Consider the following 25,252-nt stretch of genomic DNA (forward strand, 5'->3'; position numbering starts at 1 on the left):
GAAGCGATTTGTCGGCCGGCTTGCGCGCAGCTTCGCTTGCGATCATGGTCACCGGCATGATGATTGTTGAGGTTATGCAACGTCCTCGTCTACTGCCGCAGAGAAGCTTTCCGCGCTACGCCTATTTGCCCGGCCGAATGCCCCATCCCGTCAGGGATCCGACAGGGCACAGTTACCGGGTCGAGCCTGCGCCGGTTCTTCCGACACTCGATTCCGATGAATTCGCGTGGGGCTCTGACCTTTTCAACCATGGCTATTACTGGGAAGCCCATGAGGCCTGGGAAGGGATCTGGCAGGTCGCGGCGAGAGGCAGTGCGCTGCGCACCCTGCTTAAGGGCTTGATCCTGCTCTCTGCTGCCGGCGTGAAGATCCGCGAAGGCAAGCGCACACCGGCCATGCGTCATGCAGGCCGCGCCGCCGGGCTGTTTCGTCAACTATCGAAAGTCCCGCATGGGGCCTTTTCGCAGGCACTTGGAATGTCGCCAGCGATCCTTGCTGACAGGGCAGAAGCATCGGCAAGCATTCCGCCGGTTTTGCGGACGACCGGGCTGGGACAGCCCGAACCGGTTTACGATTTCATTCTAGGAAACCCACGAAGCTTCGCGCCATAAGGGATCTATTGGCAGCTCTGATTGAGACAACAACATGGGCAATCGCTACGTGCTCGGCTTTCCGATGATGATGGCCGTGAACCCAACGCTCAGTGCCCATCGCCAGCGCTCTCATCAAATTTCCATGACATCTTCAAACAATTCCGGGAAATTCTGACGTGCTACCTTTTCGTCGATGACGAGCATCGCCTCATAGGACATCGGATCGAAATCCTTGTCCACAGCCACCACTTCTCGTCCAAAGAGCAGGTTGAGCCGAGCCGCGTCCAGATTGCCACGCTCGAAGGGCACTGCCCCGAAGTGATGCCAGAGCGCATGCAGGAAGGCTGCATCGACCCGGTGCTCTGCCGTGCCGGGTCGGGCGCGGCGTGGCAGGGCCTTGATCGGCGTCACGCCCCTGGGATTGGCACGGCGGATGGTGAACTGAATGCCGCTCCCCGGCATGCCCGATGGAAAGCCGCGGTGTTTCGTCATATCGGGAAGATTGGCCATAGCTGACTCCTTCGCAATGGGTTCGGTCCCAATATCGGGCTTGTCGATCGCAATATTCGCAGCCACACGAATAGCGGTAAAGGCGCCGCTTTACGAGCGCTGCAAGGCTCTATCCATGAATATTCCGCGACGGAACGTTGAGCACTACGGCTGGTCCGACGTCTTTGCCATCAAGGAGATCGGTGGAACGCTACGCGCAGGCCCGATGCCAGGCTGAATGGCGATACCCGGCGAATTTCACTCGCCGGGTATCAATCGTAAATTTATTCACTTCGGCGTGACGTCGAAGCCGAACCACTTCTCCGACAGCGTTTTGATCGTGCCGTCCGCCTTTGCGGCGGCAATTGCGTCGTTGAACATGGCCTTCAACTCGGTGTCGCTCTTGCGCAGGCCAACGGAGCTGCCGCGACCGAGGAAGCCGCCCTGGAAGCGCGGGCCGGTGGTCGTCATGTCCTCGTTGCCTGGCTTCTCGGAAGCCGTGCTCAGATAGGCCATGGACGCCATGACGATATCGACACGACCGGCCTTGAGATCGAGATCATGCTCTTCCGTCGTCTTGTATTCTCTCACATCGACGACACCCTTCAGATATTTGTCGACGAAGGTCGCTGCGGTTGAGGCCGTCTGCACGCCGATCGTCTTGCCCTGCAGCGCCGGCTTGATCTTTTCGATCTCGGCAGCAGCGCCCGCTTCATCGCTGGCGAGCGAGAAGACCTGGCCCTTTTCAGGCAGGTTTGCGAGATCGCCCGCCTTCGAGGTTGCGAAGGCCTGGCCGGTGGAGCCGTAGGAATCGCTGAAGGCGATAACCTCTTCGCGCTTGGCCGTCGCCGACATGCCGGAGATGATGGCGTCGAACTTGCCGGCGTTCAGCGCCGGGATCATGCCATCGAAATTCTGGACGACGATCTTGCACTCGACTTTCATGTGGTCGCAGAGATATTTGGTCAGCTCGATCTCGTAACCATCGAGCGAACCATCCGGCTTGGTGAAGTTATAGGGCTTGAAGGCGCCTTCGGTGGCGATCGTCACCGTCGTCCACTTCTTGTCTTCGGCATGCGCGATGCCGGCCGTTGCGATGATGGCTACGGCTGATGTCGCCAACAGAACCCTTGAAAAGAACGTCATGTTTTTGCTCCCCTTTTCTTTGTTTGGGCTGAGAAAACTATTTGCTGATGAACTGGCGGAAACGGTCCGACCGGGAATTGGCGAAGACCTCCTGCGGCTTGCCGTCCTCTTCGACGACGCCCTGATGCAGGAAGACGACCCGGCTAGAGACATCGCGGGCAAAGCCCATCTCGTGGGTGACGACCAGCATGGTGCGGCCTTCCTCGGCGAGCGCGCGCATGACGCGTAGTACTTCGCCGACGAGCTCCGGATCGAGCGCCGAGGTCGGCTCGTCGAACAGCATCACCTTCGGCCGCATGGCAAGCGCGCGTGCAATCGCCGCGCGCTGCTGCTGACCACCGGAAAGATGCGAGGGGTAGAAATTGCGCTTCTCGGCAATGCCGACTTTGGCGAGCAAGGCCTCGGCTTCCTCGATGCATTCCGCCTTCGAGCGACCGAGGACATGCACCGGCGCCTCGATGACGTTTTCGAGCACCGTCTTGTGAGACCAGAGATTGAAGCTCTGGAAGACCATGCCGAGCTGCGAGCGGATACGGTCGACCTGCCCGCGTTCCGCCGGCCGACTGCCGCCTTTGTGGTCGGCCACCATGCGGATCGTCTCGCCTGCGACGGTCACCTCGCCGGAATTCGGCATCTCCAGAAGGTTGATGCAGCGCAGAAAGGTGGACTTTCCCGAACCCGAGGAGCCAAGGATCGAGACGACATCGCCTTCATGCGCATCAAGCGAGATGCCTTTCAGGACCTCCATAGGCCCGAAGCTCTTGTGCAGATCCTTCACGCTGAGCGCGATCGGAGAAAGAGGGGCATTCGCCGCTGTCATCGGGCGTCTCCTTCGAGTGCGGATGCGGGGGCGGCCGCCGGATGGTGGGGAACAGGCTGGCGCAAATGCGGGCTCAACCAATATTCGACAAGGCTTACGAGACGCGTCAGCAGGAAGTTAATCGCCAGGTAGATGGCGCCTGCAACGATGAAGACTTCGATTGCCCGGTAAGTCTCGGAAATGATCCTGGCGGCGACGCCTGTCACCTCCATCAGGGTGATGATCGAGGCGAGCGACGTTGCCTTCACCATGGCGATCATCTCGTTACTGTAAGCCGGTAGCGCCTGCCGGATTGCAAGCGGCAGAACGATGCGGCGGAACTGCATAAGCCGGGGCATGCCGCAGGCGCGCGCCGCCTCGATCTGGCCGAAAGGCACAGACTGAAGTCCGCCGCGAATGATCTCGCTGGCGTAAGCGGCCGTATTCATTGTCAGCGCAAGCACGGCGCACCAATAGGGTTCACGCAGAAACGGCCAGAAGATGCTGTGCCTGACCTCGGGAAACTGGCCGAGCCCGTAATAGATCAGGAAGATCTGCACGAGCAGCGGCGTTCCGCGGAAGACGAAGACATAGGCGCGCGCAAACCATTCGAGCACCATCATGCCGGAGAGCCGGCACAGTGCGATCGCGAGCGCCAGGATGGCGCCGAGCGCGATCGAGGTCGCGGCAAGTTGAAGCGTCAGCGGGATTGCGGAAACGAGACTGACGAAGGTTTCGCCGGGAAATTGCCAATCCATCAGCCTCTCCTCACGCCGCGAGAGAAGTGCTTCTCAGCGCGTCTCAGGAAAAGGCTGGAACAGGTTGAAATAATTAGATAGATCGCTCCCGCGACGACATAGAAATCGAAGGGGAGACCGGTCGAACCTGCCGCCACCTGTGTCTGGCGAAGCAGTTCGGCGACGCCGGTGATGGAGACGAGCGCGGACTCTTTCAGAACGACCTGCCAGACGTTGCCAAGGCCCGGCAGCGCGTGGCGAAGCGTCAGCGGCGCGACGATACGGCGGAACCGCAATATACGGCCCATGCCGCAGGCAATTGCAGCTTCGATCTCACCAGGATGGACGACCTTGAACGCCCCGCGGAAGACTTCGGTAAACTGCGCACCTGAGGTGACGCCGACGGCGAGCGATCCGGCGAGGAAGCCCGGAAAACCGAGGAAGCCTTCCGCGCCGAAAAGCCGGCCGAGAGCGGTGACGGCGGCGCTGCCTCCAAAATAGAAGAGGTAGATGACCAAGAGATCCGGTATGCCGCGAAGGACCGTCGTATAGGTGTCGGCGGCGATCCGGAGGCCGCGCCCGCCCGATATCTTCGCCCAGGCACCGAACGTGCCGATCACCGCGCCGATGGCATAGCCGGAAAGCGCAACAAGAATCGTCATCCACGCGCCGGCCATAAGCGCCTTGCCCCATCCATCGGGGCCGAAGCTTATGAGCTCGAGGATCCCGGGCTGGTTCATGGTGTCTGCTTCTCCGGCAGCGGTGGCTGAACATCATCCGGAATCGGATTGACGAATGGCGTCCCGTCGAGGCGGCCCTTCAGGTCCGCCTTGGCCGCTTCGATGAGAGCCGGATTGCGGATCAGGTCGATGGCGGTGATGGCCATGACCTTTGCCGCGTGTTCCGTGCCTTTGTGGGCTGCCGGAAGCTTGCCCTGAGCGACCAGCTGCCAGGAATGACCGGGCGTGCCGATCGCATAGGTCGCGCCGCGCATCTGCACCGTCGGCACGACCCAGCTGACGCTGCCGACATCGGTTGAACCGACAATCGTGCTGTCACCGGCATAAAGCGGGAAGATTTCCTCGCAAAGCGGCTGGTCCCTCTTCGGCTTAAGGCCGAAGCGTGCGTAGGAAGAGGCGATGTCCTCGGCGCTCATGGTCGCCTGGAATGTCCGGGCAGTGGCGCGGTCGTTGTCATCGAAGACGGGCGGGCCGAGGCGTTCGAGGTTGGCAAACATCAGTTCTTCGAGCGGCACATTGCCGACGAGATTGGCGTCACCGCTGATCACTTCGCTGCGCACCGACGTCTCGGTCATGAGGGCTGCGCCCTCCGCCACCTTCTTGACGCGGGCGACAAGCGACAGGAGTTCGGGCAGGTTCCGGGCGCGGATGAGATAGCGCACCGTCGCACGGGCCTGCACCACATTCGGCGCCGACCCGCCGGTATCGGTCACGGCATAATGGATACGCGCTGTCGAGGGCATATGTTCGCGCATATAGTTGACGCCGACATTCATCAGCTCAACGGCATCGAGTGCGCTGCGGCCGAGATGCGGCGTTGCCGAGGCATGCGAGGAGCGGCCGGTGAAGTGGAAGTTGAGTTCGTTGCAGGCAAGCGAGACCGGGTTATTGACGCCGGCAAAGGCAGCCGGATGCCAGCAAATGGCAATGTCGACGTCATCGAAGACACCCGCACGAACCATGAAGCCCTTCGAGGACCCGCCTTCTTCTGCCGGGCAGCCGTAATAGCGCACGCGACCCTTGAGGCCGTTTGCAGCGAGGAAATCCTTCACCGCTGCTGCCGCCAGCATCGAACCGGCGCCGAGCATGTTGTGGCCGCATCCATGGCCATTGCCATTTGCCGTCACCTCACGCTTTTCAGCGAGACCGGCCTCCTGGCTAAGCCCCGGCAGCGCATCGAATTCTCCGAGGATCGCGATAATAGGGCCACCTTCGCCGGCTTCGCCCATGACAGCCGTCGGCAGTCCTGCAACGCCTCGCTCGACACGAAATCCTTCCGCTTCCAGCTGGCGCGCGTGCTCCTCAGCGGAGCGATACTCCTCGTAATTCGTCTCCGGCATATCCCAGATCCGGTCGCTGAGCGCAAAGAAGGCTTCGCGCTTGGCTTCGACGATGTCCCACACGGCGTCCGAGTTTTTCATGACTTCCAAAACAGCTTCATTTTGCATAGTATCCAAAATTGGTACCAATTTAGGATACAAAAAATTTATGCGCAATCCGTGTGCACGAATAAATTTTCATCACGGCAGACTGTTCGACTGCCTTACGGACATGCGTCAGCCCGTGGTATCGATGCAGAAAGTCAGGAGAAGTTCGAATGGCGGATGTCATGATGAATTCGGGGCAGGGAGTGTCCAATGGGCGCGACGTGACGGATCTCGTGCTTCAGGATATTCTGGCCGGTGTCCTCTTGCCTGGAACATGGCTGAAGCAGATCGATCTCGAGCGACGTTATAATTGCACGCGGCCTGAAGTGCGCCGGGCTCTCGATCGCCTCGCCCAGAAGAGGCTTGTCGAACATGTGCCGAACCGCGGCTACCATGTCTACGAGCCGGACGGTCGGCGCGCGCGGGAAGTCAGCGAGATCCGCATCATCCTGGAAACGGCCATCGTCGGAACGATCATTCAGAACGCCTCGCCGGCGGACATCACCAATCTGCGCGGACTGGCAGAGCAGTTCGACTTCATGGTGCTGAATGGCACGATGCTGGAACTCTACGAAGCAAATCTCGCCTTTCATCGCCAATTGCTGATCCTCGGCGGCAATCAGGAATTGGTCGACCTCATCACGGAAATTCGCCAGCGGACCTCATCGGCGCCGGTTTCGCAGTGGCGCACGCGCGCCCGTGTGGAACAGTCGGGCCGGGAGCACCACCTGATGGTCGATGCAATCGAAGCTGCCGATACGGAGCGTCTGAAGGAACTGGTGCGGCAACATATTCTTCAGGGCTAAACGTGCCTAACCTATCCTGGTCTGTCACTCCGCCGTCGTTGTAACTTGCGACCGCGACTGCCCTAAAGGCGAGAACGTACCATATGTCTCGGGCTTCGAATTGTAGTCGATAAATTTCCGAACCCGTAACATAGTACCTGCTAGTTTTCGATCGTAACCGGACGAACGGGTTTCGAGGCCATTCGAGCGAAAGGCAACATGACGAGGCCGGGCATGCGTGGACAGCTTCAGCAGGAAATCTTGGATATGCTGGCTCGGGGGTCTTCCCTCGAAGACGCCTGCGATCGTATTTGCGAGCATGCTGAACGGCTCGCAGCCGGCGTCATTTGCTCAATCGTGACCGTTGACCGCGAAGGGCTCCTGCATCCCCTGGCGGGGCCGACGATCGCCAAAACCTATTCGGATGCGCTCGACGGAATACCGATCGGGCCTGATGTTGGCTCGTGCGGCACGGCTGCCCACTTCCGCAGGCCGATCGCCGTCACCGATATCTTTGCAGACCCGCTCTGGATCCCCTATCGGCCGCTTGCCGACATCCTTGCGAAAGAGCATGGCGTCAAGGCGTGTTGGTCGAGCCCCATCCTGCGCAGCGACGGACGCGTGCTCGGCGCGTTCGGATTTTACTACAAGGACAATCGCGGCCCCACGCCCGAAGAACGCATGATCGTCGCCGGGTGTCTCGACCTTTGCTCGCTGGTGCTCGAGCGCGAGGAGGTGAAAGCCGATAATCAAAGGCTCGCCTTTTTCGACAATCTCACCGGCTTCGGCAACCGCGCCAACTTTTTGAAAACGCTAGAGGCGGCCGTCGACGGTGCTTCTGCCCCTCTTTCGGTTCTGCTCGTCGATATCGATCATCTCGGCCGGGTCAACGACGCATTCGGGCATGCGACCGGCGACAGATTGATTCTGGAGGTCGGTCAAACGGTTGCACGGATCGCGGCGCCGGCGGCTATCTTCAGGGTGGACGCCGATGAGTTTGCAGTATTGATCGAAAATCGTTCCGCAACGGACCTATCAGCGGTTTCGGCAGAAATTCTACGTGCTATGGAGAACCGGACGCCGCAGCGCGACGAACATCTCCTGCCGGTCTCGGTCACCTGCGGAGGTGCGACCTTCGAACCGTCCGGGCCACCCGACGTTCCGACCTTTCTGCAACATGCAAATCTCGCACTCCACCATGCCAAGCAGACAGCCAGAGGCGGTTTTGTGCTTTACAGCGACGATCTTGCCGGGGCGATCGCAAACCGGTTTCGTGCGCTGCAGACGGTGACGAGCGCCTTGGCCGAAGATCGGATAGAGGCGCATTACCAACCGATTGTCAGCCTTCCAACGCAGGAAATCGTTGGCCTTGAGGCTTTGTGCCGCATTCGTACGGACGGTGGCCAGATCCTTTCACCCGGCGCGTTTGCCGAGGCGCTCCAGGATCCGTCGGTGGGCTATCTCCTGACAGACCGGATGCTGGAGCAGGTCGCCCGCGACATCCGATACTGGCTCGATCTCGGGCTCTCGTTTCAATATGTCAGCGTCAACGTATCGATGGCGGATTTCAATCAGGGAAATCTCTGCGAGCGTATCAAAAGCGTTTTTGCACGCCACCGCACGCCTCTCAAGCATGTCGTGCTCGAGGTCACCGAAACGGTCTATATGGACGAAAAAGACGGGAAGGTCGCAAAAGCGATCGAGGAGCTTCGACGGGAAGGGCTGCTTGTGGCGCTCGATGATTTCGGCACGGGGTATGCCTCGCTCACGCATCTGCTGAATTTCCCCGTCGATATCATCAAGATTGACAAGACCTTCGTTGACCGGATGTCCGACGGACCCGGCGCCGTCATCGTCAAAGCCCTTCTCGACATGTCGATCGGTCTCGGTACCAGCATCGTGGCCGAAGGTGTAGAAACGGAAGATCAGGCAGAACGTCTGCGGCGCCTCGGATGCCCCTATGTGCAGGGATATCTGTTCGGCCGTCCGGTTGACCGCGACAGGGCAACAGAAGCGCTGCGGCCCAAGACTTCCCCTTCGGCAAGCAAGGCGAAGCGCAAACTCAAGCGGCCCGTGACCTTGATGCGCTGACGATCAGGTGCGTCAGCCCGATTGCCGCGACAATGGCCAGATTGCCGCTCACTCTGCAGCCTCGTTGTGGCGTTCGAGATAGTTCCCCTTCAGGAAGGACTGGTAGGCGTCTGCAATGCCTTCCTTCATGCCTATCTTCGGTGACCAGCCGAGCGCGCGGAGCTTGTCGGAGCTCATAAGCTTGCGTGGCGTGCCGTCCGGTTTGGTGAGGTCCCGCGTGATCTCGCCTTCGAATCCGACGGCCCCTGCGACAAGCCCTGCCAATTCGAGGATACTAATGTCTTCGCCTGAGCCGACATTCACGTGACTTTCGGCGGAATAGGTCTTCATGAGATGGACGCAGGCGTCGGCGCAATCATCGACATGCAGGAACTCGCGCAGCGGCGTTCCGGTGCCCCAGATGCGTATTTCCTTCTCTCCGTTGAGCTTGGCCTCATGCGCTTTGCGTATCAGCGCCGGCATGACATGGCTTGAATCGAGGTCGAAATTGTCGCCTGGCCCATAGAGATTAGTGGGCATGGCCGAGATAAAATCCTTGCCATGCTGTTTTCGGTAAGCAGCGCAAAGCTTCAGTCCGGCAATTTTGGCGATCGCATACCATTCATTCGTGGGTTCCAGCGATCCGGTGAGAAGCGCGTCTTCGACGATCGGCTGATCGGCGAACTTCGGGTAGATGCAGGACGAACCCAGAAACATCAGCTTTTCGACGCGAACTTTATAAGCGGCGTGGATGACGTTCGCCTCGAGGATCAGGTTGTCGTAGAGGAAGTCGGCCGGATAAGTATCATTGGCGAGAATACCGCCGACCTTCGCAGCCGCCAGGAAGACGGCATCGGGACGGTTTTTCCCCATCCATGCCTCCACCTGATCCTGCCGTCTCAGATCGACCTCGGCGTGCAGGGCCGTCAAGATCTCGCAGCCCTCGGACGCGAGACGCCGTACAATCGCTGAGCCCACCATGCCGCGGTGCCCCGCGACATAGACTTTTTTGCCCGCAAGGCTGTAGATGACCTCAGGCATGGACCAGGCCCTTGTTCGCACCGACCAAGGGAACATTGCGGGCCATGACTTTCAGGTCCTCGCGAACCATCTCCGCAACCAGCTGGTCAAGACTGATCTCGTTTTTCCAGCCGAGCTTTGTATGCGCCTTTGTCGGATCTCCGAGCAGAAGGTCGACTTCAGTGGGTCGAAAATAGGCAGGATCGACCTCCACCACGCAGCGGCCGGATATCTTGTCGTACCCCTTTTCCTCGGCACCCTCCCCACGCCAACCAATCGGCATGCCTACCCTGGCAAAGGCCTTCTCGACAAAAGAGCGAACCGAATGTGTTTCGCCGGTCGCAAGAACATAATCCTCCGGTTCGTCCTGCTGCAGCATCAGCCACATGCCGCGGACATATTCTCGTGCATGTCCCCAGTCGCGCTTGGCATCCAGATTGCCGAGATAGAGCCGGTCCTGCAGGCCGAGATGGATGGCAGCCGCCGCCCGGGTGATCTTGCGGGTCACGAAGGTTTCGCCGCGGATCGGGCTTTCATGGTTGAACAGGATGCCGTTCGAGGCATGCATGCCATAGGCCTCGCGATAATTCACGACGATCCAATAGGCATAGAGCTTGGCAGCCGCGTAAGGGGATCGGGGGTAAAAAGGCGTCGTTTCGTTCTGCGGGACCGCCTGAACTTTGCCGTAGAGTTCGGAGGTGGATGCCTGATAGAAACGGGTCTTCTTGGTCAAGCCCAGAAGGCGAATGGCTTCAAGCAGCCGCAGAGTGCCCGTCCCATCCGCGTTGGCGGTGTATTCCGGCGTCTCGAAAGACACCTGGACGTGGCTTTGTGCGGCAAGATTGTAGATCTCGTCGGGCTGCGTTTCCTGGACGATCCGGATGAGGTTTGTTGCGTCGGTCATATCTCCGTAGTGCAGGATGAAGCGCGGATTCTCGACATGAGGATCTTCGTAGAGATGCTCGATGCGATTGGTGTTGAAGGACGACGAACGCCGCTTGATGCCGTGAACAATATAGCCCTTGTCCAGGAGCAATTCGGCCAGATACGCACCGTCCTGACCTGTTACGCCCGTAATCAGTGCAACTTTCCTGTCATGTCTCATTCCGGTATCCATGATCGCTCTCCAACTCGAATACTAGCGCTGTTTCTGGGAAGTCGATGCCGCAGGAGACGGGCGTCATGCCGCCCCATGCAGGTGCAATGCCTCGCCCATCGACAGGCGGTATTTCGCGGTGATCGAAACGTCTGGCCCTCATTTTTGCATCCCCAGATACGGGTGCAGCCAACGCAGGGTGAACCATGCCGAGATCGGCGATGTCTCGAAATTCTGATAGGTCATCAACGACCTTGCGTATAATTCGGAGTCACGGAAGTTATATTTGGCGTGGCGTTTGGGTTTGACATTGTTGATGGCGACGACGATGTCGGCATTGCGGGCGCTTCTGAGCTGCTGCAGGCAGAATTCGGCGGCCCGTCGGCTGGTCTTTGCCCATTGTACGACCATCAGCGTTCGCTCGGTGAGCGCCGTCAGATGCATCGTATCGGCCGAGGCGAGCACGGGCGCGCTGTCGAAGATGACGATCTGGCCCCTGGCGCGGGCCATCTCGATGATCTCGGCCACGTCGGTCAAACGCACGCGCCGCTGCAGACGGGGATTGCCGGTCGGGATGAAGTCGATGCCGCTCGGATGGTGATAGACGACGTCCTCAAGACTTGCCTGCCCGCTCAGGAACTCATTCAGCCCCTGTTGCAGGCCGGACCTGAACAGCGTGTCGAGATGTCCGCGCCGGATGTCGCTGTCGACAAGCAGCACCGGCGTTCCGTTGGCGGCCAGTTCGATTGCCAGCGATCCGGCCACCAGCGACTTGCCTTCGCCGCTGTGGGCCGAGGTCACGGCAATGCTGTTCGGCAGCTTTCCGCCATTGGCCTGCTTGAGCGAGATCATCACGGTGCGGATCGCTTCGTCGAACATGCCGATCTGCGTTTGCCCGAACAGCCTCGACGGATCTCTCCGGTCTTTACGTCGCAAATGCGGGACGAAGCCGGCCGGCACGATGCGCGCCATTGTGGTGATCTGGTCGAAGCTGCGCACCGTCCTGTCCATCATCTCGACCACGAAGGCGGCCGTCACCGCAACTGAGATCGATGCGAAGAAGGCGCCGATCAGATAGAACAGCCGGCTGCGTCCCTGCGGCACGAGCGGGACTGCAGCCGGTGAGAGAACCTCCAGTTCGGCGCCCGGCAGCATGGCCTGTCCGACCAGGCTGCGGCGCTGCTCCTCGAGCTTGTCCAGGGCCGCCTGTTCCTTGTCGGCAACGCGCTGCAGCCGCACCAGTTCGGTCTGCGCCAGCGAAGAGCGGGACCGTTGCTCATAGGCGGCCGTCAGTGCCGATCGGACTGTGCGATCCTCGTCATCAAGGGCGGTCAGCTTGGCGCGCATAGACTGCAGGTACCGGTCGACCGCAGTGCCGAGATCGGCGCGGGACTTGTCGATCTTTGCCCGCAGGTCGACCACGGCGGGAGCATCGTTGCCATAGATGTCGAGAAGGCGCGCTAGATCCTGTTGCTGGGTGCGCAGATCGCCTTGCATCACGCCGATGCTGTCGGGAATGGATTTGTTCTGAGCGGCAAGCGAAGGGTCGTGGGCTGCTTCCAGTGCGGCAATCGTATCCTTGATGTCGGCGCGGCTTTGTCCGATCTTCGTCTGCCGGTCGCTGAGCTCGACGATCGCCTTGATCTGTTCGCTCTGATCATCGTCATTTTGAACGACGCCCATCGTTTCCTGATAGGCGTCGGCAGCATCGCGGGCTGCCCTGGTGCGATCCTGCTGTTCGCCGATGCGCTGGCCGATCCATGCTTCCGCCGTGTCGAGGCTGCCGCGGATACTGTCCTTGCGTTCTTCGAGATAGATGCTGATGAGCCGGTTCGGGACGGCGGCTGCCAGTTCGGCATCGCCGGCCGTAAAGCCGATCTGGACGACGTCGCTCTGGCCGTCACGCCATACGCTCAGCGCCTTGTAATAGGCCTGGATGATCGGTTCGAGACTGCCGCCTGCCGGCTGCGACGGCTTATCGCTGCTCACCAGGCCGCGCAACGTTGCCCTGATCTCATCGACGATAGAGGCCTGGCGCAGGGCCGGGTTGAACTCCGGCCGCTCGTCGAGCCGCAAGTCGCGAATGACCCGCTCCGCCACGCTTCTGGACAGAAGCCGCTCGGTCTCGGAGGTGACGTTCAGCGGCGCATTGTTGCCGGCATCGCCGGTGCTCAGCGCGGTCGCCAGGGGCTTGTGGATCATTAGCCGGGACCCGGCATGATAGCTCGGCTTCAACCCTGATATCAGCACGATGAAAGCCGCCATCAGCACCACCATCAGAGCCGCGATCATCACCATCCTGCGACGGAGCAAACGTAAACCAGACGTCAGATCTCTCGCTTCGGTCGGAAACCGGATCGCGAACATAATCACGGCAGTGGCAAACAGGACGAAGAGAAGACTATTTTGAGTGAGGAGGATCGTTTCCGTGAGGTTCATCACGAGGAACATGATGACCAGCACGTTCAGCCACAGCCAACCTTCCTCGGGAGCATCACACAGCAGCGTCGCACCCTGCCGCACCGCGCGGGCAATGGTCCAGACCAGGGGGATGAATCCCAGGAGCCCGAGGCTTAGCAATGTGTCACGAAATCCATTATGGGCGTGCGGCGCCGGCCACCCCGCCGCGGCTCGGACGTGCCAGCCATCGGGGTTGGAATCGGCCCAGAAGGCCTGATAGCCGTAGCCGAACAACAACCGCCTTCCGATTGCGTGATCCACTTCCCGCCAGAGCGGAACACGACCGGTCAGCGTCGCATCCTTGCCCAGCGCTTCGAGCAGGGGAACGAGCAGTTCGCTGAGGCCTACAAGGACCAGCGCGACCAATTGCAGACAGACCAGCACGAGGGTCACCCGTCCAAGGTCGCGGGTCTTTGATAGAGCAAGGAAGAAAACCGTGGCCACCACCGCGCTGGCAAGTGAGGTCATGGCCGTCATCGACTGGGACGCGACGAGGCAAACGAGACTGGCGCCCACCAGCAATATGCTGAGGATTCTCAGCCCCGCCCGTCGATCCGCCGCCGTCACGCTGCATGCGAAAGTCGCTATTGCGGCGTTCCACCCGAGCGCGTTCTTGTTGTCAAAGACCCCTCTCAGAGAGCTCTCGCCCACGGTGAACGCACGACTGGGCCATGCCACAGCCATCAAAAGACTGAACACCATGCCGGAGCCAAGCACCACAACCGTCAGCAACAACAATTGCCGCGGCGTGAACAGGATGGCGAGAAGATATGCAAGCGATACGGAGAGAATGAGCGCAATGCCCCGCTGCAAAGTGAGGGCGGGGCTGGGCGACCACAGCACGGAGACAAGCGGCAACAGGAGGAGCACAACGAAGGGCAGGCTACGGCGAATGGCGATCAGCAGTTCTGCCTGATTTCGAGCCAAGAGCCCAAGAGAAATCAGATAGATAGGCATGCCAAGCAGGCGAAGAGTCGCCATCTCGCTGGCATCCAGGTAGCCATCGCGATCGATCAGGGGAAAAACGCAACCGCTCAGAAGGAGCAGCGCGATGATGACGCCGACGCACTCCATCGAACGCCAAGGCAGGATGACACTAGGGCTGTAGACTGCCGGGTAGCAAGCCTTATCCACCATGTCATTCTGCCGGATACTGGCTGCTCAACTGGCCTTCCGACGCTCTCGCGCTCGTCACCGCGGAACTTGCGGCGATGCCGACCCGCCGCAGAGAGTTGGCGCCGGCGGGCGTGTCACGCCGTGCCGGATCGGCAACGGTGCCGGTAGCCGACCCCGCAGCGGCTCGGCCGGTCAGATGCTCCACCAGATAAAGCGGCCGTTGCCGGACCTCGACTGCAATGCGGCCGACATATTCGCCGAGAAGCCCGACGGAGATCATGTTGAACGCGCCGAACATCAGAATGACGACCATTATTGATGCATAACCAGGTGCATCAACGCCAAATATCAGCGTTCGCCCAATGATGATGGCTGCGTAGAGTTGCGCCAGAAAGACGACAACGAGGCCGACATACGTCCAGATCCGCAGCGGCATCGTCGTCGATCCGGTGATCCCGTCCAAAGCGAAGTTCCACAGGCGCCAATATACCCACTTGGAGGTGCCCGCCGTGCGTTTCGGCCGGTCGTATTCAACCGTCGCCTGAGTGAAGCCAACCCAGGAGAACAGACCTTTCATAAAGCGGATGCGTTCCGGCATGCCGTTCAGAACATCGACGACACTGCGATCCAGCAGCCGGAAATCGCCGACATTGTCCTGAATGGGATAATCGGCCATCCGATTATAGAGCCCGTAGAAAGCCGTGGCGCTCCAACGCTTGAGCCAGGTGTCGCTGCCACGCCTCTTGCGGCGTGCGTTGACCACCTTTGCACCGCGCATCCAGGCGCTCACCATATCCGGAACGATGTCCGGCGGGTCCTGCAGATCGACGTCCATCGGGATGATTGCGTCGCCGCGTGCATGGGCAAGGCCGGCTGCCAGTGCTGCGTCCTTGCCAAAGTTTCGCGACAGGCAGATCAGGCCGATATCCGGTCGCTGCGCCACGAGACTTTCGATAATCTCCACAGTGCGATCTCGGCTGCCGTCGTCGACGAACAGAATCTCCACCTGTCCGCCTGGTCCGAGAGCGTTGCGGATCGCGTTGGTCTGTGCATCCAGAGCCTGGAGAAAGAGCACGATCGTCTCCTCCTCATTGAACACCGGCACAACGATACTCAGCACCAGGCCGTCCGTATCGGACATGCCGCGGGGCGGAAGATCAGTTGTGGCAATTGGCCATGTGCGGGGGAACTCCGTGCTGTGCGGCAACATGTTAAGCCCCCGATGTGATGAAATGGGTTGGACCACGGGTGCCAGCTACCGCATGACGATCGGCGCTCAGCCGATTGAGCAACTGCCGGCACATGACGAATAGGGATCGGGCCCGATAAAAGGCTCTGCCAAGGCAGCGGGGCCACCCATAGGTCTTTTGAGGAAACCGCTCGATCCGATTACTCTTTACACTAATCTTACTCTTGACCATTCCCGGCTCCATCCAGCTTGCCGAACTGGCAAGCTCCGAGGCTCATCGAACTTCTCTCGGAATCTCCGTCTGTGATGACACGCAAACCTCTGTAGAAAACGAACTTTATTCTTTATGCCGGCTGGTAGAAAGCGAGCCATAAGACGTACGCGTACCACTTTGTGCTGATTGTTGCTCGAACGAAGAACGCGTTAGTCTTAGCGCTGATCGAAGCCGGGATAGATGTATTACCGGCGGCGCGCTGGACACGGTTTGGAGACTTGTACGTGGATGGGCATATCTGACCTCAATCTGGCGCTGGGCGCGGAGATCGCGGGGCCATCGAACCCGGTCAATAAATCAAGATCATTTTTGCGCCCATTGTCGCGGCACGTCACTCTGTGGTTCGCCATGGTCGCCACTTTGGTGGCGCTCTGCACGGCGATCAGCGGACAGAGCTACTGGATAGACGAGGCCAATACGGCGTGGCGTGCAGCGGAGCCGCACTTCGGGGCGCTTCTGGCCCGTATGGTCGCGGAGACTGGCTCCGATGCGCAGATGCCGTTTTTCCTCGTGGCGATCTGGGCCTGGGAGAAGGTTGCAGGCGACGGCGAGGTCGCGCTGAGGGTGATGAACCTGCTCTGGCTTGTTCCGGGCCTCTACATCTTCGCCAACGGCCGGGTTGATCGGCTTCTGGTGGCGGGGACCAGCGCGTTTCTATGGTACTATATAGATGAGGCGCGGCCCTATGGCATGCAGATCGGGGCGAGCCTGATGGTCTTCGGCCTGCTCGAACGCGCGGTCGTTGCCGCGAGCGATCGCGGCGCAGAAGGTCCGCTCCTTCGGCCCTACCAAGTTTGGCTGCTTGCGTTCGGGCTTATTGCTCTTGCCGGAAGCAGCTTGCTCGGCGCGATATGGGCTGCATCCGCCGTTGCCGCCGCGGCTTGTGCCGTACCCTGGCACGTTCGCCGGCTTGCTATCAGCCACATCATCGGGCCGTCGGTTCTGCTCGTGGTCGTGCTGGCGCCGCTCGGGCTCTACTATCTCTGGACGGTGCTTGGAGGGGCGGGCGGCACCAAAGTGGCGACGACCGACGCGCGGACTCTGGTTTTCTCGGCCTACGAGCTGCTGGGTTTTGCAGGCCTCGGGCCGGGCCGCACGGATCTGCGCGCCGGGGAGGGGGCGGTCGTCTCCTCCTACCTGGTTGCATTGGCGAGCTATGCCATCCTGGTCGCGGCGGTGACACTGGCCGGCATGATCCATGCCATCCGCAATATTCCGCCTCGCACGCTGGCGGCCTGTGCGGTCGCGTTCACGGTGGCAGCTGCACTGATCCTGATTGCCGGATATATTCTGCACTGGCGCGTCGTCGGTCGCCATCTCGCGCCCGCAATCGCGGTCGTCTTGGCGCTGCAGGCGGCAGGCGTGACGCTGCTCTGGCGTCAGCCTGTAGGCAAGCTCGCGGTGCTTGGTTTTCTGGTGATGGGATTGGCCTCCGGCGCAAGCATCAGATTCGCGTCTCGTCACGCGAAGGACGACTATCGCTCTGCGGCTGCCGTTGTACGTTCAGCCCTCGCTGAGGGTGATCGCGTCTGGTGGAGCGCCGACGCACTTGGCGCCCTCGTTTACCATGTGCCGTTGGGCCAGGCGTGCGGCAGCGCGCTCAATGTCTCTGAGCCGCGGCCAGGTTTTGCTTCCGCACTGGGAGCTCCGACCGTCGTCGTCACCAGCAAGCCTGATATCTACGATCCAGAAGGGGTGCTGGCCACGTTCCTGTCCGACCAGCATTTTCAAATCACTGAAACCTTTCAGGCTTTCCAGATCTGGCGACGCGCGCCATCGACGGGTTCATTGCCTTGCGGCTAAGCGCCCTTATTGCGCGTCGAGCTGTTGCGATCATCGCCACTGAGCTCGGTATGATCTAGTCGCCGTTGGCGAAAATGTTCTCGGAGACTGTATTCATCGCGGTGCCGAGCCAGAAACGTCCTGAGCATTCGGCGGCGTGTCCGCACTGTAGGTGGCCTCATCCGCTCCGATGTCGACCTTGCCGTTCACGCGGGCCTGCCCGTCCATGTCGACAGATCCGAGCCCGAAGGCGGACGTTCCGGCATTGATGGCCGGCGAACCCGGCTTCAGGTGGAAATCTCCCGTGGCCGGATTCGAAAGCAGCGGATCAAGCCCAAGCAGGTTCCCGTTGGCGGCGTCCGGCATTTGGCCGTCCGAAAGCACCGATGCCTCGCGCGGAGTGCCATTGAAGGTGATATTGTTGTACCACTTCACATCCTTGTTCACGTAGCCGTTAGTGCTGACATCGTTGATGGCGCGGTTTCTGGAGTCCGTTCGCGGATCCGCCACTGCGACGTTGTTCACCCAGGTATTGTAGCTACCCATGGCGTTGCTCAACTCGCCCCGCCAGCTTCCCTTGTTGGCATTGTCATGGTTGTTGTGCCACACGGTATTGTTGCGCACCGTGACGAAGTCGCTCAGGAAGACGTGGATGCCCTTGCCACCATTGCCGTAGGAGACATTGCCCTCGATCAGAGTGCCGTAGCGGTATTTCGTGTCTTGAAAGCCGTCGATGATGATACCGTTTCCATCCGTATGTTCCCAGTTGATGGCAGGTCCTTGCACGTTGTTGTAGCTTATGTTGTTCCTGATGATGTTGCGGAATTCGGCATTGCCTGCGGCGAGATCCATGTTCTGCCAGAGCGAGATGCCGCTGCACTGATAGCCGTTCGTCGCGGCGTTGCCGTAGACCCGGTTGTCTTCGATAGTTAGCCAATCCGATTTGGCGCTGGAAATACCCGAGCCGCCGCTGTCATGGGCGATGTTGTCCTTGATCGTGACATGGTGCGATCCTTCAATATCGATCGCATGTCCCCCGCCGCCAACGACGTCGAAACCCTCGATCTTGACGTAGTTCGCCCGCACATTCAGCGTGCTGTAGGTGTCCGAAGAAGGTGGTCTGAGTAAAGCGTCGCCCGGCAATTCGGAGCGGATGGTGACGTAATTATCCGCCGCACCATCCTTCGTCACCACGATCTGCTCATGGTACGTTCCTGACTTTATCACCACCTGATCGCCGGGCTTGAGTTGCGCCTGCATGGCGCGGCCGATCGTCTTCCATGGTGCAGACAAGCTGCCTTTGGCGATGTCGCTTCCGTCAGTGGCAACATAATAGTCCGTCATCACTCTTCTCTTGTCCGTGTAGTCTGCTGATCCCCGGGTATGGGCTTTGATGATTGATGGCGTTCACCTACTGCCCAAGGCGGCGGTGGATCGCTCAAGGCTATTAAACTCTTCGTAATGCTCAGTTTTACACTTTAAAATCGTGGTATTTCATCAACGACCTTGCGTATAATTCGGAGTCACGGAAGTTATATTTGGCGTGGCGTTTGGGTTTGACATTGTTGATGGCGACGACGATGTCGGCATTGCGGGCGCTTCTGAGCTGCTGCAGGCAGAATTCGGCGGCCCGTCGGCTGGTCTTTGCCCATTGTACGACCATCAGCGTTCGCTCGGTGAGCGCCGTCAGATGCATCGTATCGGCCGAGGCGAGCACGGGCGCGCTGTCGAAGATGACGATCTGGCCCCTGGCGCGGGCCATCTCGATGATCTCGGCCACGTCGGTCAAACGCACGCGCCGCTGCAGACGGGGATTGCCGGTCGGGATGAAGTCGATGCCGCTCGGATGGTGATAGACGACGTCCTCAAGACTTGCCTGCCCGCTCAGGAACTCATTCAGCCCCTGTTGCAGGCCGGACCTGAACAGCGTGTCGAGATGTCCGCGCCGGATGTCGCTGTCGACAAGCAGCACCGGCGTTCCGTTGGCGGCCAGTTCGATTGCCAGCGATCCGGCCACCAGCGACTTGCCTTCGCCGCTGTGGGCCGAGGTCACGGCAATGCTGTTCGGCAGCTTTCCGCCATTGGCCTGCTTGAGCGAGATCATCACGGTGCGGATCGCTTCGTCGAACATGCCGATCTGCGTTTGCCCGAACAGCCTCGACGGATCTCTCCGGTCTTTACGTCGCAAATGCGGGACGAAGCCGGCCGGCACGATGCGCGCCATTGTGGTGATCTGGTCGAAGCTGCGCACCGTCCTGTCCATCATCTCGACCACGAAGGCGGCCGTCACCGCAACTGAGATCGATGCGAAGAAGGCGCCGATCAGATAGAACAGCCGGCTGCGTCCCTGCGGCACGAGCGGGACTGCAGCCGGTGAGAGAACCTCCAGTTCGGCGCCCGGCAGCATGGCCTGTCCGACCAGGCTGCGGCGCTGCTCCTCGAGCTTGTCCAGGGCCGCCTGTTCCTTGTCGGCAACGCGCTGCAGCCGCACCAGTTCGGTCTGCGCCAGCGAAGAGCGGGACCGTTGCTCATAGGCGGCCGTCAGTGCCGATCGGACTGTGCGATCCTCGTCATCAAGGGCGGTCAGCTTGGCGCGCATAGACTGCAGGTACCGGTCGACCGCAGTGCCGAGATCGGCGCGGGACTTGTCGATCTTTGCCCGCAGGTCGACCACGGCGGGAGCATCGTTGCCATAGATGTCGAGAAGGCGCGCTAGATCCTGTTGCTGGGTGCGCAGATCGCCTTGCATCACGCCGATGCTGTCGGGAATGGATTTGTTCTGAGCGGCAAGCGAAGGGTCGTGGGCTGCTTCCAGTGCGGCAATCGTATCCTTGATGTCGGCGCGGCTTTGTCCGATCTTCGTCTGCCGGTCGCTGAGCTCGACGATCGCCTTGATCTGTTCGCTCTGATCATCGTCATTTTGAACGACGCCCATCGTTTCCTGATAGGCGTCGGCAGCATCGCGGGCTGCCCTGGTGCGATCCTGCTGTTCGCCGATGCGCTGGCCGATCCATGCTTCCGCCGTGTCGAGGCTGCCGCGGATACTGTCCTTGCGTTCTTCGAGATAGATGCTGATGAGCCGGTTCGGGACGGCGGCTGCCAGTTCGGCATCGCCGGCCGTAAAGCCGATCTGGACGACGTCGCTCTGGCCGTCACGCCATACGCTCAGCGCCTTGTAATAGGCCTGGATGATCGGTTCGAGACTGCCGCCTGCCGGCTGCGACGGCTTATCGCTGCTCACCAGGCCGCGCAACGTTGCCCTGATCTCATCGACGATAGAGGCCTGGCGCAGGGCCGGGTTGAACTCCGGCCGCTCGTCGAGCCGCAAGTCGCGAATGACCCGCTCCGCCACGCTTCTGGACAGAAGCCGCTCGGTCTCGGAGGTGACGTTCAGCGGCGCATTGTTGCCGGCATCGCCGGTGCTCAGCGCGGTCGCCAGGGGCTTGTGGATCATTAGCCGGGACCCGGCATGATAGCTCGGCTTCAACCCTGATATCAGCACGATGAAAGCCGCCATCAGCACCACCATCAGAGCCGCGATCATCACCATCCTGCGACGGAGCAAACGTAAACCAGACGTCAGATCAAACTCCTCCGATTTCATCTCCGTCTGAAACCGGGGTTCATAATGCACCGCCGGCAGCGGAACGTTGCGGTCTGGCGGAAAAGTTGAAATTGTCATTGTGCGCTAACCCTTGCTTGAGGTTGCGCGGAGATGGTTTCGTAGAGTTTTTCCATCGACCGCATATATGCCTTCATGCTGAAATGGTTGAGATAATGGGCGCGCGCCTTGGCCGACAGGCGGCTGCGGACGTCTGGATCCGTAACCAGTTTCGCCAGGGCCGCGGCCAAGGCATCGTTGTCTCCGACTGGGACGAAGACACCGGTTTCGCCGTCGGAGATGACCTCGTCGTGCGCTCCAACACGGGTGGTGACAACAGCAAGTCCGTGTGAAAGTCCTTCGAGCACCGCCATTGCCAGGCCTTCGGCATGCGATGGCAAGACCAGGATATCGGCACGGGCACACAGCGCGCGCGTCTCGTCGGCGCCAAGCCATCCTGGCATTTCCACCAGACCTGAAAGGCCCATGTCTGCAGCCTGGCGGCGATAATCCTCTACGGGCCCATCGCCTGCCAGCACCGCGCGCCACCGAAGCTCTTTCATGACCGGATGGCTGAGGGCGAGCAGAAGTTCCGGAACGCCTTTGCGTTCGCTCAGCCGACCGAGGAAAACGATCAACGGCGGTTCGCCGGCACAGACATTGTGCACGCCGGGATCGGGCACGCAATTGTGAGCGATCACCAGGCGGTGCTCGTCTACGCCCATAAGTGTCGCGAGTATCATGCGATCCCGTTGGCCCAGCGCCACGACGCAATCGGCACGCTGAAACATCCGGCGTATCAGCGATTGCTGACGCGGCGAGCGTGCAGCAAAGTCGCTGGCATAGTCGTAGTCGTGCAGGTGCAATATGTGAAAGCACCCCAGCAAATGGGCAGCCTCGGTCAGGATCAGTTTTCGGGAGGTGCTGCCGCGGCCCGCGATATGGATATGGTGAATGCGTGTCGGATCGACAATTCGATCCTTTGCCATCGTCAGGATGGCGCCCAGCAGACGCAGTGACGACGTCGCCGCGGACCATCGAGGCCCTCTTGTATCGGTGACGGCATGTTCTGCCCCACCTTCTTTCGCCGTGCTGGTTATATAACCGACCAGCCTGCCGATGCCGCCGCCGTTCTCGCAGCCACCAGGAACATAGTGGCGGACGCTTGCGGTGTTCCGCATCGCCATCTGATGGCCATCGGTGCGTACCTTCATCAGCATGATCCGACCACCTCGCGATAAACGGCTGCGGCCCGGGCGCCCACCTGTTCGGGCGAATTCGGTCCTGTGGCCCATTCGAGCGCGTTGGCGCCGAGATTGTTTCTAAGCTCGCTATTGTCAGCCAATATCCGGATGGCTTTTGCCAGCTCTTCTGCATTGCCTGGCGGGACCACCATTCCCAACCCGTTGGGCTCAACGGTCGCTCGCAATTCGCCCACATCGGTCACGATAACGGGTTTGCCGAACGCCGCAGCAAGGTTGAGCACGCCGCTTTGGGATGCTTCCGTGTAGGGAAGGACGACTATATCGGCGTCGAGGAAAAGCTGGGCGACCTCCTCGTCTTCGATAAAACGGTTGCGAATATCGTAGCGGCCGGCCTCTCCCATCAGTGACTTGAAGACCCAGGGATCGTCGCCGCGGCCTGCGACCGTAATGTGCAGATTGGGGAACGCATCCTTGAGCATCGCCTCGGCACGGATCAGATATTCCAGGCCCTTGTAAGCGAAAATCCGTCCAAAGAGCAGGACGCGCACAGTTCCATCGGCGGCACGCCGCGCCATGTTCTGCCGCCGCGCGAGTTCCGCATAGCGATGGATGGCAGGATGCGACAGGACATGGACGCAGTCCGGGGACTTTGAATATCGATCGAGGACCATCCGCTTCAGCCCCTCGCCATGCACGACGACATGCCCTGACTGCCTCACCATCAATTCCGGAGCCCAGCCAGGCAGCGTGCGCGTATCGGAATCGCCGGGATGCACCTCCACATCGTGGACGGTGGTCACGAGCGGGATCGGGCGCCAGAACGGCGCGGCAAAGTTCAGCCATAGCGTGGAATTGCTCAAGAGATGAATGATATTCGGCTGCTCGTGCCGGATGAGACGCGTGAGCTGATGCAGGAACCAGGGATTGGCAAGCGAGCGGTGCCGCGGCCAGTCCAGAAGGTGAAGATCGACGGCCGGATCAAACCAGGAAGCAAGATGCGCGTAGCGCCGGCGCGGGACGCCAAGGACAACCGGCATGTGTTGGGCAACGCCGCTCGCGAAGGAAATGGTGTAGTCTTCCAGTTCAGAAACCAGCAGCAGCGCCTTCATTTCGCTGCCTCCGACAAGCCCACGTCCCGACTGGAGCGTGGGAGATGGTAGGCGCTACGCAACGCGTCGCGCGTCCGCCGCAGCAGGTTTGGTTCTCCGGCGAATAGCAGCCCTTCGACAACAAGCTTGAGCCGGGTGCGCGCATTAACGCCATCGAGCTCTGCTGCAGCCATCTGAAAGGGATAGTGATCTGAGAGACTGAGCCTTCCCGGTAAATCGTGGAATGAGAGAAACCGGTTCGTCGCTTCAACACTACGCTGCCAGTGCGCCATTCGCCTTTTCAGCATGCAGACATCATCGATTGGCCGGTACCAGTTGTTGTTATGAATTCGGTAGAATCCAAGTGAGTCCGGCAAGGCGGCAACGTCGCCAAGAAATGGATAGATCCCCGTAAGCCATGCGTCGGCGGATATGCGGAACTGTTCGGGAATAGGCCCTGCGGCATCCCACGCGCTGCGCCGTACGGAAATGGCCGATGTCATCGGGAAGGGCCACCAGCCGGCCGATTTGGTCAACTGCGGCGACAGGTCTCCCGAACACAGGGTCCGGGGGATCGGCTTGAGGGTCGGCGAGCCATCAATCAAAGTTGGCTGAAGTCGGTGGTAGACAAGCGATACTTCGGGATGCGAGCGAAAAGCCGCTGCCGTCGCCGATAGCTTGCCCGGCGCCCACCAATCATCGGCGTCTAGAAAACAGAGGATGCCGCCGCAGCTGAACTTCACGGCGGCGTTGATCGCGGCCGCCTGTCCCGAGTTCTCCTGAAAGATCACCTTCACCCGGCTGTCATAGGCTTCCAGAACGGAGCGCGACTCGTCGCTGGACCCATCGTCGACGACGATTATCTCGACGTCAGCAACCTCCTGGTTCAAGACGCTGTCGATCGCATGTCCGACGAAGCGACCGTAATTGTAATTGTTGATAAGAACGCTGATGCCCTGCCGCTCCATGACACCCTCTCAAGCGGCTTGCTGCGCTGCACTGTGGTGCAGCAACATGATCATGATCGTGTCCGTCGAGACCTCCATGATGGCGACATCCAGGGCATCCCTTTGCTTGGCCGGGATCTCGCATGGAACTGGAGAGGTCGCCGCCAAAAATGCCGGAACGAGTGACGCTTCCATTATGTAATGTGCAGAACTAGGACCAGAACGCGAAACCATAGGAATCCCAACCCTCTAAGCATCAACTACGAACAATCAGCCTGCGCCGGAACCATCGCCTTACGTCATCAGAAGCTACTGCCCAGCCATGTCCTTTGCGCTATGCATTCCTTTCCAAGCTACCGGTTAATGGACACACGCAACATCTGCTCTTATTGGCAATCCCCTAACCCCTGGCCGCCCCCCTTTGGGGGAGAGAACCGCGGAGGACGTAAGTACAACCTGGTCCCTGGATAATGGCTGCATGCTTTAGACGTAGATGCCGCCGCCATGGGGGATAGTTCGTTGCGGATGCGGTCGGATTGTTGTGAGGCTGTTTTGATATCGCCGACCTATGTTGTCGGCGGCGACGGTATCAGGATCGCAGTCAAGCTGATCGAGAGTGCCGCACTGTTCGGCACCGCCGGCGGCTCACCGCGCGACCAACATGGTCCTGCGCACCATTTTCGATGGT

Annotated in this window: 19 protein-coding genes and 1 pseudogene; 4 read left to right on the forward strand and 16 right to left on the reverse strand. The window is 60.2% G+C overall.

The features are described from left to right. Window positions 1-44: 44 nt before the first annotated feature. Window positions 45-611, forward strand: coding sequence for a DUF309 domain-containing protein (locus ACR9ZQ_RS33390; RefSeq protein WP_481429834.1), 567 nt, complete (start codon window positions 45-47; stop codon window positions 609-611). A gap of 114 nt (window positions 612-725) precedes the next feature. On the opposite strand, the gene ACR9ZQ_RS33395 is transcribed toward ACR9ZQ_RS33390, so the two are convergent. The 6 genes from ACR9ZQ_RS33395 to ACR9ZQ_RS33420 all read right to left on the reverse strand — a co-directional run bounded on the left by ACR9ZQ_RS33395 (window position 726) and on the right by ACR9ZQ_RS33420 (window position 5,925). Next, window positions 726-1,103: a hypothetical protein gene (locus ACR9ZQ_RS33395; RefSeq protein ID WP_481429835.1), complete on the reverse strand. Its 378-nt coding sequence runs from the start codon at window positions 1,101-1,103 to the stop codon at window positions 726-728. Between the two features lie 267 nt (window positions 1,104-1,370). Then, window positions 1,371-2,228, reverse strand: a complete 858-nt coding sequence (locus tag ACR9ZQ_RS33400; protein WP_481429836.1) for a transporter substrate-binding domain-containing protein — start codon at window positions 2,226-2,228, stop codon at window positions 1,371-1,373. Between the two features lie 37 nt (window positions 2,229-2,265). Then, on the reverse strand, window positions 2,266-3,048 hold the full coding sequence (locus tag ACR9ZQ_RS33405; RefSeq protein ID WP_481429837.1) for an ABC transporter ATP-binding protein: 783 nt from the start codon (window positions 3,046-3,048) through the stop codon (window positions 2,266-2,268). Beyond that, window positions 3,045-3,785: an ABC transporter permease gene (locus ACR9ZQ_RS33410; RefSeq protein WP_481429838.1), complete on the reverse strand. Its 741-nt coding sequence runs from the start codon at window positions 3,783-3,785 to the stop codon at window positions 3,045-3,047. The genes ACR9ZQ_RS33405 and ACR9ZQ_RS33410 overlap by 4 nt, the downstream gene beginning before the upstream one ends. Further along, entirely contained in the window at window positions 3,785-4,504 is a 720-nt protein-coding gene (locus tag ACR9ZQ_RS33415; RefSeq protein ID WP_481429839.1) for an ABC transporter permease, read from the reverse strand. The genes ACR9ZQ_RS33410 and ACR9ZQ_RS33415 overlap by 1 nt, the downstream gene beginning before the upstream one ends. After that, window positions 4,501-5,925: a M20 family metallopeptidase gene (locus ACR9ZQ_RS33420; protein ID WP_481429840.1), complete on the reverse strand. Its 1,425-nt coding sequence runs from the start codon at window positions 5,923-5,925 to the stop codon at window positions 4,501-4,503. The genes ACR9ZQ_RS33415 and ACR9ZQ_RS33420 overlap by 4 nt, the downstream gene beginning before the upstream one ends. A gap of 176 nt (window positions 5,926-6,101) precedes the next feature. On the opposite strand from ACR9ZQ_RS33420, the gene ACR9ZQ_RS33425 reads away from it, so the two are divergent. Then, window positions 6,102-6,737 carry a GntR family transcriptional regulator gene (locus tag ACR9ZQ_RS33425; protein WP_481429841.1) on the forward strand — a complete coding sequence of 212 codons (636 nt, stop codon included), beginning with the start codon at window positions 6,102-6,104 and terminating at the stop codon, window positions 6,735-6,737. A gap of 213 nt (window positions 6,738-6,950) precedes the next feature. Beyond that, window positions 6,951-8,807, forward strand: a complete 1,857-nt coding sequence (locus ACR9ZQ_RS33430; RefSeq protein WP_481429842.1) for a bifunctional diguanylate cyclase/phosphodiesterase — start codon at window positions 6,951-6,953, stop codon at window positions 8,805-8,807. Between the two features lie 48 nt (window positions 8,808-8,855). On the opposite strand, the gene fcl is transcribed toward ACR9ZQ_RS33430, so the two are convergent. From fcl to ACR9ZQ_RS33455, 5 genes and pseudogenes are all read right to left on the reverse strand, one after another. Beyond that, entirely contained in the window at window positions 8,856-9,827 is a 972-nt protein-coding gene (gene fcl / locus ACR9ZQ_RS33435; protein ID WP_481429843.1) for a GDP-L-fucose synthase, read from the reverse strand. Beyond that, on the reverse strand, window positions 9,820-10,923 hold the full coding sequence (gene gmd, locus ACR9ZQ_RS33440; protein WP_310382150.1) for a GDP-mannose 4,6-dehydratase: 1,104 nt from the start codon (window positions 10,921-10,923) through the stop codon (window positions 9,820-9,822). The genes fcl and gmd overlap by 8 nt, the downstream gene beginning before the upstream one ends. A 138-nt stretch (window positions 10,924-11,061) precedes the next feature. Then, the gene (locus ACR9ZQ_RS33445) at window positions 11,062-13,269 is read right to left on the reverse strand and encodes a GumC family protein (RefSeq protein ID WP_481430967.1); all 2,208 of its coding nucleotides are present in this window, start codon (window positions 13,267-13,269) and stop codon (window positions 11,062-11,064) included. A 192-nt stretch (window positions 13,270-13,461) separates the two neighbouring features. Further along, window positions 13,462-14,499 (reverse strand): annotated as a pseudogene (locus ACR9ZQ_RS33450) (O-antigen ligase family protein); the annotation flags it as partial. Window position 14,500: 1 nt separating this feature from the next. Further along, on the reverse strand, window positions 14,501-15,598 hold the full coding sequence (locus ACR9ZQ_RS33455) for a glycosyltransferase family 2 protein (protein ID WP_481429844.1): 1,098 nt from the start codon (window positions 15,596-15,598) through the stop codon (window positions 14,501-14,503). 571 nt (window positions 15,599-16,169) lie between these two features. On the opposite strand from ACR9ZQ_RS33455, the gene ACR9ZQ_RS33460 reads away from it, so the two are divergent. Beyond that, window positions 16,170-17,744: a hypothetical protein gene (locus ACR9ZQ_RS33460; RefSeq protein WP_481429845.1), complete on the forward strand. Its 1,575-nt coding sequence runs from the start codon at window positions 16,170-16,172 to the stop codon at window positions 17,742-17,744. A 93-nt stretch (window positions 17,745-17,837) separates the two neighbouring features. Here the strand turns inward: ACR9ZQ_RS33460 and ACR9ZQ_RS33465 are convergent, their stop codons facing one another. The 5 genes from ACR9ZQ_RS33465 to ACR9ZQ_RS33485 all read right to left on the reverse strand — a co-directional run bounded on the left by ACR9ZQ_RS33465 (window position 17,838) and on the right by ACR9ZQ_RS33485 (window position 24,585). Continuing rightward, window positions 17,838-19,067, reverse strand: coding sequence for a right-handed parallel beta-helix repeat-containing protein (locus ACR9ZQ_RS33465; protein ID WP_481429846.1), 1,230 nt, complete (start codon window positions 19,065-19,067; stop codon window positions 17,838-17,840). A gap of 127 nt (window positions 19,068-19,194) precedes the next feature. After that, a complete protein-coding gene (locus tag ACR9ZQ_RS33470; protein ID WP_481429847.1) occupies window positions 19,195-21,405 on the reverse strand; it encodes a GumC family protein in 2,211 nt (736 codons plus the stop codon). After that, on the reverse strand, window positions 21,402-22,544 hold the full coding sequence (locus tag ACR9ZQ_RS33475; protein WP_481429848.1) for a glycosyltransferase family 4 protein: 1,143 nt from the start codon (window positions 22,542-22,544) through the stop codon (window positions 21,402-21,404). The genes ACR9ZQ_RS33470 and ACR9ZQ_RS33475 overlap by 4 nt, the downstream gene beginning before the upstream one ends. Next, window positions 22,538-23,638: a glycosyltransferase family 4 protein gene (locus ACR9ZQ_RS33480; protein ID WP_481429849.1), complete on the reverse strand. Its 1,101-nt coding sequence runs from the start codon at window positions 23,636-23,638 to the stop codon at window positions 22,538-22,540. The genes ACR9ZQ_RS33475 and ACR9ZQ_RS33480 overlap by 7 nt, the downstream gene beginning before the upstream one ends. Beyond that, the gene (locus ACR9ZQ_RS33485) at window positions 23,635-24,585 is read right to left on the reverse strand and encodes a glycosyltransferase family 2 protein (RefSeq protein ID WP_481429850.1); all 951 of its coding nucleotides are present in this window, start codon (window positions 24,583-24,585) and stop codon (window positions 23,635-23,637) included. The genes ACR9ZQ_RS33480 and ACR9ZQ_RS33485 overlap by 4 nt, the downstream gene beginning before the upstream one ends. Between the last annotated feature and the right edge of the window lie 667 nt (window positions 24,586-25,252).

This window comes from Rhizobium sp. KNZ14-9A (genome assembly GCF_056755015.1).